General features: G+C 38.1%; 13 protein-coding genes. 4 read left to right on the top strand and 9 right to left on the bottom strand.

Annotation, left to right across the window (positions count from 1 at the left end; translation table 11 throughout):
• Position 1: 1 nt before the first annotated feature.
• The 9 genes from GSF09_RS01605 to GSF09_RS01565 all read right to left on the bottom strand — a co-directional run bounded on the left by GSF09_RS01605 (position 2) and on the right by GSF09_RS01565 (position 15475).
• The gene (locus GSF09_RS01605; protein ID WP_159799180.1) at positions 2-7375 is read right to left on the bottom strand and encodes an RHS repeat-associated core domain-containing protein; all 7374 of its coding nucleotides are present in this window, start codon (positions 7373-7375) and stop codon (positions 2-4) included.
• A gap of 4 nt (positions 7376-7379) precedes the next feature.
• Complete coding sequence (locus GSF09_RS01600; RefSeq protein ID WP_159799179.1) at positions 7380-7823, bottom strand: T9SS type A sorting domain-containing protein; 444 nt, start codon at positions 7821-7823, stop codon at positions 7380-7382.
• Between the two features lie 470 nt (positions 7824-8293).
• A complete protein-coding gene (locus GSF09_RS01595; RefSeq protein ID WP_159799178.1) occupies positions 8294-10189 on the bottom strand; it encodes an ATP-binding protein in 1896 nt (631 codons plus the stop codon).
• A 12-nt stretch (positions 10190-10201) separates the two neighbouring features.
• Positions 10202-10819, bottom strand: coding sequence for a response regulator transcription factor (locus GSF09_RS01590; protein WP_159799177.1), 618 nt, complete (start codon positions 10817-10819; stop codon positions 10202-10204).
• Between the two features lie 132 nt (positions 10820-10951).
• Positions 10952-11884, bottom strand: a complete 933-nt coding sequence (locus GSF09_RS01585; RefSeq protein ID WP_159799176.1) for a hypothetical protein — start codon at positions 11882-11884, stop codon at positions 10952-10954.
• A gap of 11 nt (positions 11885-11895) precedes the next feature.
• Positions 11896-12672 (bottom strand): hypothetical protein, encoded by a 777-nt coding sequence (locus GSF09_RS01580; protein ID WP_159799175.1) that lies wholly within the window; start codon positions 12670-12672, stop codon positions 11896-11898.
• A 13-nt stretch (positions 12673-12685) separates the two neighbouring features.
• On the bottom strand, positions 12686-14002 hold the full coding sequence (locus GSF09_RS01575; protein WP_159799174.1) for an OmpA family protein: 1317 nt from the start codon (positions 14000-14002) through the stop codon (positions 12686-12688).
• A 26-nt stretch (positions 14003-14028) separates the two neighbouring features.
• On the bottom strand, positions 14029-15123 hold the full coding sequence (locus GSF09_RS01570) for a hypothetical protein (RefSeq protein WP_159799173.1): 1095 nt from the start codon (positions 15121-15123) through the stop codon (positions 14029-14031).
• 151 nt (positions 15124-15274) lie between these two features.
• Positions 15275-15475: a hypothetical protein gene (locus GSF09_RS01565; protein WP_159799172.1), complete on the bottom strand. Its 201-nt coding sequence runs from the start codon at positions 15473-15475 to the stop codon at positions 15275-15277.
• A gap of 197 nt (positions 15476-15672) precedes the next feature.
• Here GSF09_RS01565 and GSF09_RS01560 point away from each other — a divergent pair, with 197 nt between their 5' ends.
• From GSF09_RS01560 to GSF09_RS01545, 4 genes are all read left to right on the top strand, one after another.
• Entirely contained in the window at positions 15673-16548 is an 876-nt protein-coding gene (locus GSF09_RS01560) for a manganese catalase family protein (RefSeq protein WP_159799171.1), read from the top strand.
• Between the two features lie 9 nt (positions 16549-16557).
• A complete protein-coding gene (locus GSF09_RS01555) occupies positions 16558-17313 on the top strand; it encodes an SDR family oxidoreductase (protein ID WP_159799170.1) in 756 nt (251 codons plus the stop codon).
• An 11-nt stretch (positions 17314-17324) separates the two neighbouring features.
• Positions 17325-19523 (top strand): hypothetical protein, encoded by a 2199-nt coding sequence (locus GSF09_RS01550; protein WP_159799169.1) that lies wholly within the window; start codon positions 17325-17327, stop codon positions 19521-19523.
• Positions 19524-19894: 371 nt separating this feature from the next.
• Entirely contained in the window at positions 19895-22597 is a 2703-nt protein-coding gene (locus GSF09_RS01545; RefSeq protein WP_159799168.1) for a GAF domain-containing protein, read from the top strand.

Here is a 22597-nt window from a genome sequence, read left to right as displayed (position 1 = left end):
GTTAATCAAACCTTATACTCAATCCTAATGTAGATACTATACCTGCCATAGTTCCTACTGTAGCTCCTTGTACAATTTTTTCTTCCAGGGACAGGCCTTTCCACCAATCTCCAAAAAACTTGCCAAGATATTTAGTAGAAGACTTATAATCAAAGCTAAGGCCAAACTCATCAAACTTGGGTGCAGTATCATGTCCAAATGCAGCTGCCAGTCCATACATACCCCATCCCTGCGCATGTTTTGTAATTTTATCAAAATTAATGATTTTCTTGCCTTCTGCTAATTCTATAAGCCCGTTACCAAAACTTAAGTAAGTTAAGTCTTCAAACACTCCTTTGTTTCCTTTAATTATATTGGTAGATATACCTTTTAAGGTATTATCTAACAAATTTCTGGAGAGCTTTCCTGCCCATTCTTTACTGGCAAGTAAACCGCTTGCAGCTTCACCACCCTCTTTACCTGCTTTGTAAATTAAGTCTAATCCCTGGCCAATCATGTTGTGGGCTCCTGCAATTATACCGCTTACCAGCATTTTATTTATCATGGCATCATTTAACCCAAGAGAGAGTTTAAATCCGTTTTCCATACTAAAGCTAAATATACTCGAAGCATATGTTTTTATCATACCCTTGGCAGATGCCATAAGTGCTTTGGCAAAAACGGTGTGCTTGCTTATACCTCCCGTTGCAATGAGCGAGGTACTAAATTTAGCCACTAATAACTGTGCTCCATAAGCACCAATCACACCACCTACTACAGCTCCTTTCCACCAGTTGTTATCCCACTTGGCAGGATTAAAAGTACCTTGCTGTAATGATGCGCCAAGATATGCGCCTACTATTGCCCCTACAACCACAAACCAAAACTCACCGCTTGCGTCTGTATATTTCAATGGGTTGTTCATTACATAGGAATACCTGTTAAAGTTTTGTGTATTAAAAGGATCCTGCACAAAATTATCGGGTTGTAAAAACCTGTGCACCACAGGGTCATACAGCCTTGCATTCATATGGATAAGTGCTACTTTCTGCAAGTGCTCATGCCCGGTATAACCCCTGTCTAAAACAGTTAAAGAAGCTATATTATTTCCTGCATGATTTTGTACTAATTTAATATTACCCCATGCATCAAAGTGCCTTTTTTCTATAACATTGCCCTGCTGGTCAGAAATTGCAAGTATGCTTCCCAGGTAATCACGATGCAGGTAAAAATATTCACTGTCTGTACCATCGCTCCTTAAAACTAAAGGTGCAGAATAAGCATCACCACCTATGTAGGTAATAAATTCAACCTCATCAGTTACAAGGTTTTGCTTTATTTCAATAGTACCGTCAGCAGAATAGTGTTTCCTTAAAGGCCTTAAAAGCTGATCTGATTGCAGGCCGCCATAATACATGGTAGATCTGCCATTATTTACGTTATACCTAAAGCTCAGCCTGTCCTTACCTGATTCGAAAATTTCAATAGGGCTCTTAAAAGCATTATAAGTAATGTTTAAAGTACCCCTGCTCTGATAATAGCTTGTATAATCAGGATTAACATCTATAGCACTGTTTTGAAAATGCTTAGGCATAGATGTAGCAGGATTTGTTAAAGTATATTTATAAGCCCCTACTTCGTTTTCATTTATACGTCCTAAAGAGTCATATGTCTGATTATTGTTAATAACCTCAGCTACAGTAATATTATCTACGGCAAAAGTAACACCCGAACTCCATGATAAATTATTACCTGCAACTATTTTTATGTAAACTTCAGGGTATTGGGTTACAGTATGCTCAAATGAAAAATTATGGACTGATGAACTATTTACTCCATATATAGTTTCGTTAGACTGGCCTGTAACCGGGTCTCTTTCTACTACAGAAAACCTTACATGATTACCTACAACAAGGTTTTTAAAATAAATAGTACCTTTAAATTTAAGTTGTTTGCCTACAGGTGCATTTTGATATACCACCCTTTGTGTCCCCTGGAAATTTGCAAACGCAGAAACATTTAACCTTAATAAGGTAGTATTAAGACTAACCGACGCACTACCGGATGTTGGAGTAAAACTCTCGGTATTCGTTGTAAAAGTAAAATTATGAAGCTGATTGTCATTACTCCATCCCGATAACCTGTCTACATCGTCATAAGTAAAATTTTCCTGATATCCGGTAATACTACTATAACGGCCTGTAAGGTTGCCACGCTCTGCATTAAATGTATTGTTAAGCGTTAATACATCTGCAGCCGGGCTTACTGCTGAGTTAGTATATTTAAACTCAGTAGGGAAACCATAATCATCATAAGTATTATTAATATTTATACCATTACCATAGCTGCCCTGCGTAAGCTGCCCCCTGCCATTAACTTTAGTTGCCTGCCATAACAACTCATTAGTATCAAAATCCAGTATTTGCCAGTGGTGACCGTTTTTGTAGGTGTTTTTTATCCATTTAATGCTTGACTTAGAGTCAGCAGTATTGGTTACTGCAAAAAGCTGTTTTTCCGGCCTTCCAAAATCATCAAATAATGTAGCCCTTTGGTAATAGGCGTTAAATCCGTTTTCATCTGTAAAATATAATCTACGGTAGTCATCATAGCCATAGTTATACTCTGTGTAGAAACCGCCTGTAATGTCAGTAAATTTAACATATGTAACCAATTTGCTTGCAGCATCATACGTGTAAGTAGTTTTAGTATTGGTAGGGTCTCCACCACTACCCACTGTAGTTTTTTCTAACAGTTTACCAAAATTATCCAACGTATAATTAGTAATCCCTTTTGGCGTGGTTTCTTTTATCATTTCGCCAAAATCATTGTACTCGTAGGTATAAACACCGGCACTTGGATCGGTTAATTTAGTTTTTCTTCCCCATCCATCATATTCAAATTTAATTATAACCCCACCAAAATTGGACTGTTTTAAATTACCGTCTGCAAAATACTGATAGGTAATTGTACCTCCATTATCACTATGCGATACAACTTTACCAAATGAATTTTTAGTGGTAATTTTAGTAGTTACACCATCATCTGCTGTGGTAGTTAAGCCATTATAAGAAAAATTGGTTGTTTTGCCTGTATGTTCAATAATTTGTAAAGGCCTTCCATAAACATCAAATTTAGTTTCGTTAAAAGAGCCGTTAGTTGAAGGCAACATTGCCAAATGTGGCTCATAGGCTTTTGTAACCCTGTCATAAATATCATACGTAAATGTTTTAAAGCTGTTTTTAGGTTCAGAAGCCGGGCCATCATTTAAAGTACGGTAACCTTCTGAAATTTTACGGCCTAAATCATCATACCAGTTGAAATTTGCAGAATTATCATCCCCTGTAATTGAAACACTGTAAAAACCAGCATTACCCGGGCTTAGCCACATGTAAGAATAATTAGTATTCTTGCCTAAGTAGTTAGTTTCTGTTTTTTTCCTGCCCCAGGCATCATATACAAAAGATGTAGTTAAAGGATAGCCACTATTGGAAGGCAATGTTTGCGATGCAAGTAATCCTGTGTTATTACTATATGTATAGCTGGTAACCAAACCTTCTGCATCAGTACTGCTTATTAAAAATCTTCCGGAAGCATCATAGGCAAAATTATTAACCCTTGGAGTTAACCCGGTTGCAGTAATTGTTTTCTTGGTAATGTTGCCAAATACATCATATACATTATCTTCCGTGAGATAATTGGTTAAATGCCCTTTCTTCTGTATTTTAGTTACTAAAGAGCCTGTATAGGTATATTTCTCTTCACCTGTTGTGGTGTTGCCATTATGAGTAATGGTAGAATTACGCTGTTTTACCCTGCCAATATAATAGTTACTTCCTGTAGGCTGGTTAAAATACTCTAACTGTACAAACTCATTTTTTTCGGTTGTACCCGCTTTTTTATGAAGCATTGTTGAGGTTAACGGGTTATTGTAACCATCATAGGTATAGGTGGTTTCAACCGAAGTGTTTTCCAACCCGTTATAGGTAATGTTTGAGGCATTGCTGATTTTATAAACCTTATTTGGCAACAACTCTTCATTGTATGTTAACAATGACTTAGATATAAATACATTAGGTGAATAAACAGAATTGCTTACATACATTTCACCTAAAACTGTAAAGGTTTCCGTTGTAGCGCCCCTTTTGTTTATATCATTATATGTAACAGAGGTAATCGCATCAAAATCACTGTTAAACCAGTTGGTTTTACTAAGTGCCCTAAAGCCGAGGAACCCTCTGCCCTCTACATTGGTAACAGCACCATAATAACCATATTTTTGCTGTTTATACTGGCCGGCACTAACCTGCTCTACTTTAGAAACAACCTGCAGGCTATTAGCTACCACAATATCAAAATTAGGATATGTTTCAGTATAGCTTGAAGGGTTAAATGACATGTTACAATATGGAGTACCACAGTTATTATTAAGTGGAGAGTAAGAAATTATTTCCCTTACCCCGCTTCCTAATGTAATTTCCTTTAACCTTACATCTTTTTTATGGTCTTTAGATGCCTTAAAAGTAACAACTTTATTGTCAGACATTAAGGCATATTCCAGGTTCTGGTTAAAGTTATTATGGTCAAGGAATAAAGGAATCGGGTAACGCTTGATACCGCCTAACTGGGCATTAACATAAGTTTGGTTAAAACTGATAGAATTACCATCACTACCCATGTTTTCCAAAACCCAAAAACGTGTTACCTGAGGATCTCCCTGGGTATCATCATACCCGCAGCCATATCTGGTCATGTAACACTCTACTGTAAAGTTTTGCTGTACAATTAAATCGGTTTTTCCATCACCGTTAATATCATTAGCTATAAAACTTGTTTCTATCAAGCTCCTGGTAGTTGTAGGCCAGCCTACAACACCTGCATAACCAAAAGTAGATTCAACAAAGTTAAAACCAATTGAGGTGGTTACTTTATTAAAATCATTGTCTTTTGAGAAAAAGAAACTCCAACTGTCAGTACCCACTTCCTGTGGAATTACGAAATCCATTTTTCCATCACCATTAAAATCACCCACATATCTCGGCTTGTCTGATTTAATCGCACTATCATATTTGCTTAATAGCTGTACCAGGTGCTTGTTGTCGTTTAGAGTATAAACCCTTACACTGCCCGAGTCAAAAACAAGCAGGTCTGATTTACCATCCCCGTTTACATCGGCAACACCAAACTCACTGTTGTTTGTGGTAGTAATATTACCAGACATGTTAACGAAGTTAGTAGTTAACCTCCTGTCAAGATTTACAAAATAGGTTTTACCGCCCTGTACAGTTACATAGGATGTAGTATAACAGTCACCCTGACAGATTCTGGTTGAATAGGATACTGTTTTGTCAATAGCTATAATATCTGTCAGGCCATCGCCATTAAAATCGCCGCTAATATATTCTTTAGGTACAACTTTATAGCTTGGCACCGGCGGATCAGTTACTATAAGTCCATAATTATATGGCCCTACCCAATTATTGGCAATTACACCTGTACTGTTGTTACAAATAGCCCTTACATAAAATGTGTAATTTTTCCTCCTGTTAAAATTACTAAGCGTAAAAGAATTTTGAGTAACAATAGTGTAAGTGCCCACAGGGGTATTATTACCCGGTGCGGTGCCATTATTATCTTCAAAATAATAAACTTCCCAGCTTGTAGCAGTAGGCGATCCTATAGTATCCCAGGTAAGTATTGCCTCACCATTAAGATAAACATTTAAATCTAAATTGGTAACTGTAGCACAATTAGGAGTTAATATAGGGCCCGGGCCTGGACCGGGACCAAGTCCGGGATCCCATGGGTCAACAGGGTCAAGCCCCGGGTCTAAATCCCTTCCGCCCCTTTTAGCTATACCATCATCTAGTCCTCCCGGGTCTGTAAATCCGGGGTCTAACCCTCCATCGCCAGGTGTTACTCCACAAGGAACCAATCCTGGGCAGTCATTATAGTAAGTTATTTTAGGAAAGTCATAAGTCTTTTCATACTGGGTATATATAGGCGCTACCGTTCCTGCTGAATAATTTTTAAAAGTGGTTACGCTGGAACCCGGAGTATTTTGAATAACACACCATCCTTGCATGGGCATTATCTTATCCATATGGTTTAGCCACGATGTAGGAATAATATCTACAAAAGCACCTACATTATGGGCTGCTCCAATATTAACCGATGTTCCCTGTAAGTCAGTAAATAAATAGTATTTTTTCTTAGCATCAGCTCCATTGGTAGGATATACAATAAAATCCATTTTACCATCACCATTAAAATCACCTGTAACATTACGTGTGTTGGTAAAGTCAATATTAGAAAGGTTTAAAGGTATGGGGCTGGATATATCAAAAAAATCTGTATAGTCGCTGTTTTCATAAGTAAAAACCGTTGGGTTTAAACTTTTAACGTTATCGCCACTCTTCTCAGTTACACTTATTAAACGTTCATATCCTAATGAGGTAGGTTCATGCCCAAGTACGTAGTTTCTATACCCTACATTATTTCCTCTAACCGCAATCCTGCTAAGTATTGTACTCCTTAAAAAGCTTTGCCCGCTAATAAAGGCCTGTTCTGCACGCTGCCTTGTTTTATAAATAAATGATATTTCATTTATGGCAGGTGCTGTAAGCCTTGAGCCATATTTAATAGAACTTATGGATAAGTTGTTGTTGGAAAGCGTATAAGTATAGGATATTCTTAAACCTTGCGGATTTTGCCAATAGGTTACGGCCCAATCTGTTTTTGATCGGGAATTGGTAGAATTCCCATAATAAGAAACAGAACCGTCAGGGTGTTGTACCAAAAAATATTCAGGCCCATATTGGGAACCTTCGGGGTGTACACCGTATGAAGTAATTTTAAGGTTTGAGTAACTTTCCGTTTCATATTCGGTTCCATCGGCACCATACACCCCGGATGTACCACTTTTAACAACCAGCCTTTGCCCGTCGATAGCATACCTGTCTTTAGTATCAAAATCTACAGGGTCTATACTATTATCATGGTACTTTGTAGATGGTATTTTTGAAATTATGGAAACACCTGAAATATTCCAGCCGTAGCCTGCCAAACCGTTACCATCCTGGCTGTTATAGCTCAATGAAATTTCAGGCTCAACACCATTTATTCCTGGTGGTACTGCTATAGGTATATTATAAGTGGCAGCTCCTGTTAACGAAACTTCAAACTCTCCCTTAGTTACCCCAACCTCTTCAGAATTGCCGGTTGGAGTGCCTGGTGAAGGTATAGGTGTATTGTTTTTTGCAACCGATTGTGCTTTATTTACATTACTGTTACCCGTACGCGGAATAGCTTCTACCCCCGATGCAGGAGTTCCTCCTATTTGAGAATAGGAAAATTCGAAGCTTAAAAAAATAATCAGAAATAATAATATTTTTTTCATAAGCTTAGTCTTTTATTATTTTGATTGTTTTTACATCAGAATCTGAATAAATCAGGTTAACAAAGTAGATTCCTGAAGGATAGTTTCCAAATGAAAGTATGGTAGAGTTTTCGCTGTCAAAACTCTCTATAGAGTTTACATACTTACCACTAATGTCATAAAGCTCAATTTTGGAAACTTTTTTATTATCAATAAGTTCCCACTTTAAATAAAGCTGTTCTTTAACCGGGTTAGGATAATAAGAAATTACATCCTCTGGATAAAATTTCTCCATATCCGAATCCATAACCTTAGAAAAATCTTTAGGCTGATTGGGGGACTGCATACGGCAGTTAGCACACCACTGCCGCAAAATCTGGTTTCCTGCAGCATCATACTCAAATGTTACATTTTGGCTATAGCCTGTAACACTGACCAGGAGCATAAAAAAAAAGTAAATTTTACTCATGTTGAATTAAATTTATAGTTAGAAAAATAAATATGCGTATGCCAATATTACATACAGTAATATTATGGGGCTTAAATATTAAGCCTCACTATCAGTAAATAAAAAATGTAAGTTTAACCTTTAGGATAAGGGTTATAATAATAGTAGTAATAAAAAATCTTGGTAAAGAAAATCCGGTTGTGTTGGTTGTGAATTTTCATAATTTCTGGTTTTAAAATGATCCAAGAATTATTGCCGTCTGAAGGCTGAAAAATAAAATTAGATTTGATATTTATTTAACAAATAACAAATTAAATGCGGAAACAAACACTATTATGATTTATTTTTTCGATGAATTACAAAAAAAGGCGATATAAGGAAATCGTATAAATAATAAATTATTAATTCTGTAGGTATTTGATTATTAATAGCTTTTAAGGTTTTTAATTTATAGTAGTACTATCCTTAAGTATGTTATACTTGGCTAAAATTTAAGCCCGCAGGCTTAATACTGCAACAGAACCATTCTGCTCATTAGTAATAGTAAAGGTTCCCCCAATAGTATTCAACCTTTCTTTTATACTGTATAATCCCTGATTTTCCTGGTTTGGAATAAAACCAACGCCATTATCTGATACACAAATCTCCAGCACATTATCTTTCTTTTCAAGATAAATTTTAGCCTCTGTAGCTTTGGCATGCCTTACAATATTATTAATAAGCTCCTGAATAATACGGTATATTACCAGTGCATTTTTTTTAGGGAGGATAAATTCCTCCGGCAGCTTATTGTCAACTTTTATTTCTAACAGGTGTAATTGATTAATCTCCGAAACGAATCCAATTATTGCCGGCACAAGCCCTTCTTTTTCTAAAGTAACAGGTAAAAGGCTGTGCGCAATACTCCTGATATCCCTATGGATATTACTTATTAGCTGCGCTGTATTTTCGAGTTGATAATCTCTTTTCTCATCCTGAAGGAACGGGATGGACTGCAGGCTCATTTTTGCAGCACCCAACTTTGCGGCGACACCATCATGCAACATGCTGCTTATGTTTCTTCGTTCCTGTTCCTCACTGTTCATTATAGCTTTAAGCACCGCATTTTCATTTTCCTGTTTTAGCAATATTAGCTTTTGCTTTTGGGTTTTCCTGCTTTGGTATATATAAAAAATACTTCCTAATATCAGTAATGCACCTACTATAACCCAATTCCTGAACTGTGTATTTTTCCTTTCTATCTTTAAAGCCTGTTCCGCTATCTGCCTCTCTTTTTTCTCCGTTTCATATTTTACATTTACCTCCCTTATAGCCCTTATTTTCCGTTGGGATACTGTACTATCCAAAATATCAAGTTCCTGCTTATAACTATAGGCAGCTTCCTTGTATTTACCCAAGGCAAAATAGGATTTGGAAAGTACAGAAAGGCTTCTTGTTAACCCCATTACATTACCATTATCTGTATTAATAGCTTTACTTTCCAAAGCATCCTTTATTGCCTGCCTGTAATCTTTTTGCTCTAAATGCACATTTGCCTTAACAGCATAAGCATCTGCCAAAAACTGGCTGTCGTCTAATTTTTGGGCATGCTGTAAAGCCAGTTTTGCACACACATAAGCAGAGTCTAACTGATTTTTTTTCATGTAGACATCTGCAAATAGCATATTATTGGTTGCTATTTGCCAATCTGATTTATATTCGTCTTCTTTAGTAACATATTTGCGACTGATGAGTGCCCAATTATAAGCAGAGTCTAATTTTCCAAGCCTGTTATAAGCCTGCCCTAAATTAAGGCTTATACTAAATCTTATTATCCTCATATTGTATGTTAAACTACTGCTATATGCCCACGCTTTATAGTAATGCGATACGGCTGTTACGTCATCATCAATATCAACGTATACCGATGCTGTATTACTGTAATTTTCGGCAAGTAGTAACGAGTCATTAATCTTTAAATAATTTTTACGGGCTTCAATAAAATAGAATAATGCAGAATCAGTATTTGCTTGATAGGAATACCCTGCTGCTAACAGGTTAGCTAAAAAACCTGCGTTATAATACTCATTCCGTTTTTTTGCTGCTTTATACCCTTTAGGCAAATCTTTAATTACGTCCTTAAACCTGCCATTATTAAAATAGTATTTACCCAAGTAACAGTAAAAAGTAGTTAAATATTTTTTTGAGTTTTTATTTTCAAGAAATTTAATAGCCTTTTTATGGTAGTAGCTGCAATCTCCCGTATCTTTTTCAACACAATTTTTTGCGTCAAAAAATAACTGTTGAATTTCCTTGGGGGCGGTTTCTAAATTTTGCTTTGAATTAACCTGTGCTGATAATTTTGTACCGAGGCACAGCATAAAAAATATAATGTAAACCTTTACCATAAAGATTACTTTTTAAGCATATCCTAATATTATAGCTTTTTTTACTAAGCCTGCCATGTTTTTAACTTCCAGTTTCATCATGAGGTTAGAGCGGTGGTTCTCCACCGTTTTTTCTGAAATAAAAAGTTCTTCCGCTATTTCCTTTGTTGTTTTTTCTTCTATTATCAACCTTAAAACATCTTCTTCCCTTTTGGTTAATGCCGACTTGTTTTTGGAAATACTCTGCTGAAAAAAAACATTCTTTACCTGCGGGCTAAAAAACTGCCCACCCTGCGCTACTTCCTGTAATGCCTGCATAACGGTTTGCCTGTCTTCAGATTTTAGCAGGTAGCCATCAAAACCGGCCTGTATAGATGATTTTACGGTAGCAATATCACTATAGCTTGTTAAGGCAATCAACTTTAAACCGTCATACTGCTTTTTCAATTTTTTACATAGTTCACGCCCGCCTGACTTCCCAAAAACTATATCTAAAAGTATAACATCAGGCATTGTATTCTTTTCAAGAATAGAAAGCAACGTTGCCTCGTCCGCTGCTTTATCTACTTTTTCTACAAAATCAAAAGTGGATAATAGTAATTCCAAACCATCCAGTACAATAGTATGGTCATCGGCCAATAGTACGTGCATAACATTGGTTTATTATAATACAAATAAACATATTAAAATAAACCAAATCAATAATTTTTTAATAATATATACTAATTATTACCATACTAAACAAACAATGCTTAGTATTTCAATATAAATAAAGATAATTTACTAATAGGATTGATAGCCTGCAGGGTTAAATTTGTATGTGCCATCAGAAATCCCGGTAAGTTTTATCTGAAAATCATTTCCGGAAATTTCAGTAACGAGATAAGTAATTCCATCTACAGAAATATAGCCCAGATTATAAAAACCAAACGCGTCAAATTTTCCTTTCGGTAAACAAACATCGGACGAAGGCATTATCCAGAAACTGATTATTTTGCCTTCATCATCCTTGCCCCTGTATTCTGTTTCGGTTTTACCGATAGTAGGATGTTTCCTGGTTTTACCTGTTTTCCTGAAATCCTTTTTAAATCGCTGTTCATTTACAGCGTCATTTTTAATACCGGAAATAGTAGTGCCCAAAGCCATCTTCTGGTGATATTTTTTGCCACCGGCTATGGCATAAATATCCATCGCGTTATTGCGGATAAACTGATCTACCACCATTTCGCCTCCTTCTCCGTTTGCCATTTTCTGAAAAGCCTCATTGGGCATATAGGCTTCACCGGCTTTCAGGTTCAGGAAAAAATAAGAGCTACCCTGCTGGCCCCCGCCGCTTGCCCTGAAAGAAATTTTTTTTGTTGTATTGGGGCAGCCAAAACATCCTTTTTCTTTAAGATATTTTTGCAGGCTGATTGTTTGGATTACAACCTTTTTCCCGCTCCCTCCATACATACGGTCAACTTCTTCAAGTGACAGCTTTTCATTTTTTTTGCTCTCGCAATTATTCAGAATTAAAGTGGCATTTGGCGAAGCGGTTGTCCAAAAGCCGGTTTTCCCTAAAAGCTTATCAACCTCAGCGGCGGAAACTGTAATTTCTGAAAATCGGCAGCCACTTCCCTGGTTACACACGGCAAGGTGCTGGCGCGCTTTTTTAGGTTGTGCATTACCATACAGGGATAGCTGCAGGAAAAGAAACAGGAATAAAATATTTTTCATGTCACAATTATTTAATTACACTTGCTTAATACATCCTTTGCCAATTGTAATGCTACCATTTTATTTTTTTCTGTATCATTGCTTACATCAGCCCTAATTTCAAATTTTACACCATCCTGCAAAACAAAAAGTTCACTGGTAACTATATTCCATCTGGCTGCACTGCCTACACCGGTTACTGTCCTGTAACCTTTGGAAACTTCTTTAAAAGCACCTGTTAATGATTTACCTGTTCCTTTAATTTGTTCTCTATCCACCCCTTGCTTTTCAGCCTCTTTTAAGGCTTTATCTGCCTCAGCATTACCTGAGTTGCCTTCTCCCACATCATTTAATGCATCATTAGCTTTTTGCATTTGTTCTTCTGTTACAGCCTTGTAAAGCTGGTTAAATGTTTTAATCGACATAGGTTTTACGGCACGCACCACAATTACATCGGGCACCTGCATTTCATTTTTAAAGCCGGGTATTTTCCCCATTCTGTTATTTTTAAACTTGTATAAAAATTCATGGTTTTCAGGATTTTTTAAAACCTTGTTATACTTGGTTTCCATAACATTTCTGGAAAATCCTGTAGCAGCCAAAACTTCAGCTTCTGTAATCATTGCATCATATTTACTCTGATATCCTAAAAGGCAGGCATTGCCACCTTCTGCATCATCATCATCAGGAATCAATTCGGTTACGGTATCTATGTTTGTATTATTATCCTGTTTGCCTGTATTATTTCCACATGCCAATACCGCCAGCAATGATATATAAAGAATGTGTTTACTGTAATTTATTCTCATTTTCCTAAATATCTTATTGTTTAATAAATTCTACCCGCCTGTTTTGTGCTTTACCGGAAGCTGTATTGTTAGATGTTAAAGGCTGTGTTTCGCCTTTACCGTCAGTAACTAATCTTGAAGCATCAATTCCAAATTCTTTTACCAGTATATTTTTAACGGAATCGGCACGGTTTTTTGATAGTTTAAGGTTGGCATCATCTGCACCGTCACTATCTGTATGCCCTACAATTAAAATAGTTCCCGAAGATGCTTTTATAGCCTGGGCCGTATTGTTTAATGTGGCCCAGCTTTCAGGCTTAATATGCGATGAGTTTACATCAAAATAAATAGCATTGGTAACAAATTTGCCTGTATCTTTTATATCCTGTGAAGCATTGGGTATATTACCGGCAACACGTATGTTTGATACATAAATGCCATCGCCCCAAAGGTTGGTGGAAAATATAAGGTTATACTGCCCCTTCTTGGTTAGCGCATTTGGCAGGTTTATAATTTCCTTACCGTTTATATATAAAATGATATGCCTGCCATTACGGTAAATGGAGATACGGTTAACTTCACCGGGGTTCCATCCTGATTTAAACGTATTTTCAAAAAGCACCATATCTTCCCGGTTAAGGTTGGAGTTATACTCTGTAGTAACCATCATATTAACCATTTCATCCGAGCCATGCGGATGTACATCTATACAAACTGCAGGTTCTGTATCCCAGTGTATACTATATTCTTCCCTGTCATTCCTGGTGGTAAAGTTTGTCCTGAACCCTCCTTCCATTTCATTCATACTTTCAGGGTCGGCATACATATCAAATTCAACTGTAAACTGTTCAGGCAAATTTTTAAAGCTGTTTGGGAAAGCAAAGCCTTTACGGGGCATTTTAAGCCAGTTGCCACCTGCTGCGGGAATAGTTCCTACATTTGGCTTTTCTATATCTTCAGAAGGGTCATATTCATATACATGCCAGTTTCCGCTTCCGGGGCTTAATTTAGCTGTTGAAAAATCCTCAAAAAACAAAACGTTTTTTCCGGGTACAAAAGATGAGCCTTTGTATTGCTCAAATGCCACATCATCACTACTGGTAGTATTATTTCGCCCTGATGATTCGTTGCTACTTTTTTTGTCTTTCTTCTTTTCCTTTTTTTTAAAGATGTTTTCTATACCTTTTTCAACCTTATCCAAACCCTTATCAATAGTGTTGTCGGTTTTTTGCTCGGTTTTGCTTTTTGTCTTTTCCTTGGTACGGTTTAAAACCCTGTCCAGTATCTGTGCATTTGCAGCAGTGGTTATGCAGAAAAGAAAAACCAATGTTATAATGACTCCTGATTTCATGATTTAATATTTTTTAGTTACTAATATTATTTAACCACGATAGAGTGAGCCTCTGCATTACCGCTGCCACTGCTTAACTGGACTCTTTCTATATTTTCTCCGGTAATTTTCCACATTACTGCAACAGTCATTTCTCCCATTTTTTCATAGCCGCATGCATATACTGTTTCTCCTTTAATTGCTATGGATAATGCCCTGCTTTCAGACTGGGATAAAACAGTTGGGATATCATTTACCCAAACAGTAGCCCTCATACTTTCGCTTTGCTGCATGCCTGAATAGCCAGCTATACATACCTTATCATCAACTACTGCTACTTTGTCGGCAAATGAAATCACATTCCCGTCAGGATTTTGAAGGATTTGCTGAGTACCATTTTTCCATAATAAGGCGGAGCGCTGGCTGTTAATGTCTCCAACCCTGCCGGTGCCTACTACATAAATGTCATTACCATATTGCGCTATACCATAAGCACTATATTCGTTGCCTTCTGCCAGTTTGGTTATAACGCCGTTTTTCCAGAACGCAGCAGCAGACTGCGATATACCCACATAGCCAACAGCTAAAACATCAGTATCATTAACAAGCAGGTCGGTTACAGAGCCTATACCGCCCGGCAACTGTTCCCTTGTCCCATTTTTCCATATGCTGGGATATTGATACTGATCAATATAATAGCCTGCAAAATAAATGTCCTCACCGTGTACATCAACAGCCGTGGGGTTTATATTGTAGTCATTTTCTAAAATAAGCGTATTAACATCATTTTTCCATAAATAGATATTTGCTGTGGGATAAAATGAATTGAAAGGCTTATAGCTCATTTTCCATACTGCATAAACATCATTATTTACAACATCAATATCATAAACTATATTTGCGGTGCGCACATTTCCCGGTGTCAGCATATCGGTATCATAAACCTCCATAGATATGCCGTTTTTCCATACAACTTCCCCCACATTTGTTATTTCGGTAGAATAGCCGCTCACATATACAGTAGCAGGAGTTTCATCAACAACAGGGTCTTTAACTTCGTCATCACCATTAGAGCAGGATGAAAGAACTAAGGATAATAGCACCGAAGCATAAGCAAGCTTTTTTAATTGGCTCGTTTTCATAATTATACATTTTGAATTCATTACAAATTTGAAAATTGAAAACAAGTTGTATAAGGGGGAAAATAGGCAATTTTAAAACTGGGGGTTTTCCCTGATATAGTAAACAAAAAACCCGGCATTAACCGGGTTTCTATATAATTATTATAACATGTTAATCTTCTCCCCTGTCAGGGTTAAGCATCCTTTCCTGCGGGCTTGTATGGTTTTTTGGTTTGTCGCCATAATCTTCCTTATGGTCTTTATCTGCTTTTTTTTGCGACTGATGGTATTTATATTTTTCATTTCCTTCAAAAATATTGTCATCATTTTGCCCATTATTGTTCCCGTGGTTTTTATCTGCATCATTTTTCATAATCAGTAGTTTTAAATTATACATCTTTCAAATTTACCTTTTACATAAAAAACAATGTTATATCATTAACGGTATATGTTGTATAAATACGATGCGGAAAATAATGCAATCATGTAGTAAAATAATATAACATTAAAAGTTTAAACAGTATAAACTTTGTACAACATACAGCTATTAACTACTAAAAAAAACTGCCTATGTTTTATCATGATTCTAAATTACAGTACAAAGTTAAAGTAGATAAACCAGACCCGATGTTTGCTAAAATGCTTCAGCAGGCAATTGGCGGCATTGAAGGTGAAATCCGCGTTTGCCTCCAGTACCTTTTCCAGGCATGGGGATCAAGAGGGCCTGCAAAATACCGTGATATGCTTTTAGAAACAGGAACGGAGGAAATAAGCCATATAGAAATGCTTGCCACAGCCGTAGCCCTTAATCTTGAAGACGCACCAAATGATATTAAAGACGAAATGGCTGAAGAAAGCCCAATTATACAGGCCATTATGGGCGGAGCCAACCCAAGGCACTACCTTTCTGCCGGGCTGGCTGCCATGGCTGTAGACAGTAATGGAGTGCCATTTAATGGTTCGTGGGTTGTGGGAAGTGGAAACCTGGCTGCCGACATGTATGCTAATGTCATGGCCGAATCAACAGGCAGGATACTGGCAACACGTTTATGGAAAATTACTGAGGACAAAGGAATGAAGGATATGCTTTCTTTCCTTATAGCCAGGGATACCATGCATCAAAACCAATGGCTGGCCGTACTGGAAGAAATCGGAGGATTAAAGGGCAATCATCCTATACCCAACAGTTTCCCACAGGATAAGGAAGCCGGAGAGTTCAGTTATTCATTTATGTCTACTTCAATAAATGATGAAAATAATCAATCAGATACAGGGCGTTGGGCAAGTGGAGAATCAATTGATGGCAAAGGCAACTTTACATTTATAAAAGCCAAGCCACACGGAGAAAAACCAGATCTTGCCCCACCAAAGCCCGAAGGATTTGCCCAAAAAGAACAAATGAAAGATGAAGATGGATTTATAAAATCAGTTTTCAGGGATTTATAATACAATGCTATGACAACAATTGAAGATATATTTAAAAACAGGATTTCCGGTAAAAATATAGCAATAACGGGAGGCACTACCGGCATTGGCAGGGCTACGGCAATTTTATTATCAGGTTTGGGAGCCAACATAATTATAGTTGGCCAAACACAGCAGCATCTGGAAGATGCGCTGGACGATATTACAGCTAATGCCAAAGGTACTGTTCACGGCATCCTTGCAGATGTTGCCACTAAAGAAGGTGTAAACCGGATCTTTAATGAAATTAAAGGCAATTTTAAATCTCTTGACATCCTGATTAATAATGCGGCGCTCCCCTATGGCAGCGTTACAGAAGGGGAGTTTGAAGAATGGAAGCAGATAGTAGATACTAACCTTGTAGGTTATTTGGGCTGTGCCGGCGAAGCTATTAAACAAATGAAAGAACAAAAATATGGCCATATAGTTAATATAGGTTCAATGAGTGCCGATGTACAGGAGGAGTCAAGTTCAGTATATGTTGCTACAAAATCAGGAATAAGGGGTTTTAGTGCCTCTTTACGCAAACAGGTTAACCCAATGGGAATAAAAATTACCCTTATTGAACCCGGCGCTGTTGATACTGACATGCAGGCTGAAAGTACAGGGAAGAAAAAGCAAAATGTAAAGGAAGGAACCATGCTTAAAGCAGATGATATTGCCGCCTCTGTATTGTATAGCCTTATACAACCGGAACGTTGTGATATAGTTGAACTGAAAATAAGGCCGCACCTTCAACTGATTTAATTGATAGTATAATGAAACCCATATCTGCATGGGCAGCTGGCTTGCAGCTGCAATTCAGGTCTGCTGAGTTATTGGCTGAATTTACCTTGCAGCAGTACAAACTAAAAATAAGTGTTGCAGATAACAGCCTCTGGATAACGGCAGAATGGCCCTCCGGGGGTATAATAGCTTTTATGGCTGCATTTTCGGTAAATGATAAGCTTAAAATAAACAATATTAAAAATGAAAATCCTTTTATTGTTGAACTGGAAGGGGAAACAGTCAGCATAAAAGTCAGTTTTTGCACCCCTGATACTGAAAACCCTGTTTTTACATACCGCACTACCTTAAAGCCTAAAACCGACTTGCTCATCCCCTACTGGCCTAAAGATATAATGCCTTTGTATAAACAGGGTTATACACAAAATACATCGGGCACTGTTCATGCAGCACAGGCAGGCACAAGGTCGGGTGTGCTGTTTTTTAGTATGGAACAGCCTAATACAGGGTCGGTATTTTATTTTCAGGATTTAACTTCGTTAAACAACTATTGCGAAACCACCCAAACATCGGCAGGAGGCGTTGTTGGGGGTGCATGGCCCGAAATAGGCATGTCCTTGCCAGCTACACAACCGGGCCATCCACTTAATGCCAATGAAGAATATATTATTTCTGATGCTTATGTATTGCTAAGTGATGAAATCCCTGAAGATAATTTTCAGATTTCCAAGATGTTCCTAAACTACCTGGCACAAATATACCTTATACTGCCCAAACCGGAAACAGAATATTTTAACTGGCATGAAGCCCTTGGTAAAAGCCTTACTGATTTAGAATTCCATAAAGGCTGCTGGCAGTATGCCAACGGGCATACCTATTTAAATGCCTATGTAAGCGATTATAAAACCCCGCCAGAAAGTATGGTACAGCTTGCCGTACTATTACCGTTAAAGGATTATGACAAATGGAGCGGGGAAAACCACTCCCCTGTTATTAACACACTGCATGACGGGCTGGAAACATTTTATGATGAGCATCTTAAAACCATAGTGCGCTGGCTACCTGCCAAAGAGCAAAACCTTGACTGGGAGGAGGAACAAAAAAAACCGGGCGTTATGGACTCGTGGTACCTGCACCACCCTTTGCTTAATTTATCACGGCTTGCGCTGGATGGCGATGAAAAAGCAAAAAAACTTTTAATGGATTCTGCGGAGTATGCCATAAAAGTGGCGCATCATTTTAATTATGAATGGCCTGTATTTTATAAAATGGCAACACTTGAAGTGATAAAAGCGGAAACAGAGCCCGGACACGGTGGTGAAAAAGATGTACCGGGCACGTATGCCCATCTTATGTTGCAGCTATGGCAGCTTACAAAGGAAAAGCGTTACCTTAACGAAGCGGCTAGGGCTGCAAAAAAACTTTCGCAATATGGCATGGATGTTTTTTACCAGGCAAACAATACGGCTTTCACTGCCGGTGCTATGGTTCAGCTTTATAAAATAACCAAAGATGAGCTTTACCTTAACATAAGCTACCTGTGTATTGCTGCAATGTTGAGAAATGTACAGTTATGGGAGTGTAACTATGGCAACGCAAAACATTACCCTAAATTTTTCAGCATTTATCCGCTTAAGGAAGCCCCATATACCGCAGCTTATGAAGACCAGGAAGTATATGCTGCCGTACACTCTTTTTTAAAGGAAGTGAATGGTATTGAAATATTGCCCTCTGTAAAACTACTGCTGGCAGAATTTATAAAATATACCATAAACAGGGTTTCGTATTATTATCCGCCAAGGCTTCCTTTAGAAGTTTTGGCAAAAAAGGAAGAGGTAAAAAGCGGTGAAATTGACGCCTCGTTATGGATTGCCCTGGAAGACCTGCGGGATGGCTGGGAGCGCAGCGGGCAGGTGGGCCAGGAAGTATATGGTGCAGGTATAGCTTTTGGCATTGTACCAAGGCAATACTGCAAGGTAGAAAAAGGCGGATTTATGATATTTACAGAATATCCATTAGTTAATTTTAAGCTACAGAATAAAACCGTAATTTTTTCAGCAGGGGGAGATAACCGCTTTTCCTTCAGGATGGTAATACTACCACTTAAGGAAAATAAGCTGCCAAGTATTAACGTAAACATGGATAACATGCAGCTAAAACCTGACAAAAGCACTAAAATAATTGCAGAATATACCTTAAAAGGAAACTGCACCTCAACTATAAAATGGTGATACATTACCATAACATCTGCTAAACCAATATGCATTAACAACAGTAAAAACCCCTGAAAGCACCCAAAATGCATCATTATTAAAGGTATTGCTTAAACAATTGTGAAAAAATTTAAACAACAAGTGTAAAGAATTAATACTTTTGTAAAACCGGTTAGCGGAAAATACATACTTCTGATAGTGTATATGTGAGGCAACATAAACACTATATTTTATACAGGGTAAATACTACTCTGTTGTTTTAATTGCCTTAACCAATAGAACTTCCTTACTATGTTAGCAACACAGCCTTCCTTATAGGCTGTTAGGCTGTATATGTATTTATTGCAGGTGCGGGAGTAGCTATGAATAAGAAAAACTAAATATTACTATTGAAAGAGCAAGATAAGAAATTAAATAAACCGCATTTTCAGCAGCAGGAAATTCCTAAAACAGCTGAAGAGGAATTGCGTGAACGCGAAAGCTGGCTTAAGGGCCAGCAACTGGCTTTTCAAAAAGCCCTTAGCGGCAAATCGCTTCCTGCTTCACTTAAGCCGCTTGTAGATACTATTGTAAAACAAACAGGTGGTGAGGCAAAGGCCGGCTTTTATATAATTCCGCCGCAAGCTAAAGATCTTTACCATGTTATAGGCATGCCTGAAGAATATGCCCATGATGTAAACGGCTTTAAGGTAGGGCCGGAATCTGTAGCCTGTGGCCTGGCCATGCACACGGGGGAACCTGTTATTACTTATGATGTGGAACTGGAACCGGGCTGGGAGCCTTACAGGAAACTGGCACAAAAACACGGTTACAGGGCGTGCTGGGCATTCCCGGTACGTGCAGATGGCGGCCCTGTGCTGGGCACATTGGCAATGTATTGGGCAGAGCCTCGCTATCCGGAAAGTATGCATCTTGAAATGGCAGGAATACTGGCACACGCGGCTGCTATTATAATATCAAGGGATACAGAGCTGGCAGAGCGTACCTACGCACAGGCAGCATTAAAAGAAAATGAAAAGAGGCTTACTTCCATATTTGCAAGTGCCGCCGTGGGTTTATCTGAAATTTCTAAAGAAGGAAAATTTATAAGGGTTAATGAAACCCTGTGCACTATTTTAGGCAGGAGCCGTGAGGAGTTGCTAAACTCTTATATTACTCAGGTTACCGCACCGGAATATATAAACCCCAGCTTTGAAGCCGTAAGCCGGCTTTTTGAAACCGGGATTCCGGTTTCGCTCGATAAGCAGTACATACGCCCTGATGGCACAAGGGTATGGGCTAACAGTACCCTTTCCATGCTAAACGAAAAATGCATGATTGTGGTTACAGCTGATTTAACCGACCGAAAAAGAACAGAAATCAAACTACAACAAACACAGCAAAAATTGTTACAGGAATTAAAAGACACCAAATATTTACAGGACAGGTTGATTAATACCAGTAATATTAATACCATATTCAGCGATATACTTGACGCCGCCATAGCCATAATGAAGTCTGATATGGGAAGCCTGCAGCTATATGTATCTGAAAAGGAAGTATTAGAGCTATTAACATGGAAAGGCTTTCACCCGGAATCGGCAGAGTACTGGAGCAAAGTGGATACAGATTCCCAAAGCACCTGTGGCAAAGCCCTTAAAATGGGTGAACGCATAGTTATAAAAAATGTATACCAGTTTGAATTTGAAGACAATACTTCCGACTATCACTATTACAGGCTATCCGGCATTACTACAGTGCAATCTACTCCCCTGCTCTCCCGTGAAGGGCGTTTATTGGGTATGCTTTCAACGCACTGGAAAAAAGAACATTCCCCAACCGAAAGGGAGTTTAGCCTGCTGGACCTGCTGGCACGTCAGGCAGCCGATATTATTGATAAGCGCATGGCTGAGGAAGCACTGAGAAATTCGGAACAAAAATATTTGGTACAACTGGAACGGGAAGTGAGCGAACGTACTGAAGAATTAAAATTAAGCAAAGAATTACTTCAGGCCACACTGGACAGTTCTTTGGATATGATACAGGTTTTTAAGGCTGTGAGGGATGAAAATGGTAAAATTACAGACTTTATCTGGATACTTAACAACCATGCTTCTGAACAATTATATGGCGATGTGATTGGCAAAAGCCTGATTGAAAATAATCCCGGGGTATTGAAAACCGGTATTTTTAGCCATTTTGTTGAAGTAACCGAAACCGGTGTACCGCAACAGTATGAAAAGCACTATGTACATGAGCAGTTTAACGGCTGGTTCTACCAATCGGTGGTGAAACTGGATGATGGTGTGGCAACTGCCACTACTGATATTACCGAACGGAAGATGGCAGAAAAGGAAGTGATAGAGCTTAACAAACTGCTGCTTTCTAAAAACAGGATGCTGGAATCTTTAAATTCAGAACTTACTACATTTAATACTATTGCGGCTAAAGATTACCGGGATGCCTTTAAAATATTGTACACCAACCTGGAACATATAATTAAAACCGACGCCGCCAAGCTAAGTAATGCGGGGCGCGGCAACATAAGGAAAACCCAGTCGGCGCTGCAAAAATTAAAACTACTTACCGAGGATATTGTTTCTTATTCCAGAATACCGGAACTGGATAAGGAACTTACAGAAGTGAACCTTAATGAGGTTTTTGCCACAACGTTAAACGACCTTGCCGCTAAAATACAGGAAAAGGGAGCGGAAATAGCAATAACTGCCAAGTTGCCGGTTATTCAGGGTTTCCCGCTCCTGCTGGCATTATTGTTTTACCATTTGCTGGACAACGCCCTGAAATTTAATGAAGAAGGCAAAAAACCGCAAATTGTAATTGATTTTGATACTGTTGCAGGTACCGAGATACATTTTCCTAAACAGGATTTTTATAAAATTTCATTTACCGATAACGGTATAGGTTTCGGCTCAAAACACCGGTTGAAACTCTTTGAAATATTTTACCAGGTTAATGAAAAGCAGTACAAAGGTTCGGGCATTGGGCTGGCCATTTGTAAAAAAATAATGGAACTGCACGAAGGCTATATCACTGCAGGCGGCACAGAGGGCAATGGGGCGGTATTTTGCTGTTATTTCCCGGTAGATAAATAA

Source organism: Flavobacterium sp. MK4S-17 (assembly GCF_009848495.1).
Lineage (GTDB): Bacteria > Bacteroidota > Bacteroidia > Flavobacteriales > Flavobacteriaceae > Flavobacterium.
This window is presented reverse-complemented; position numbering and strand designations above follow the sequence as displayed.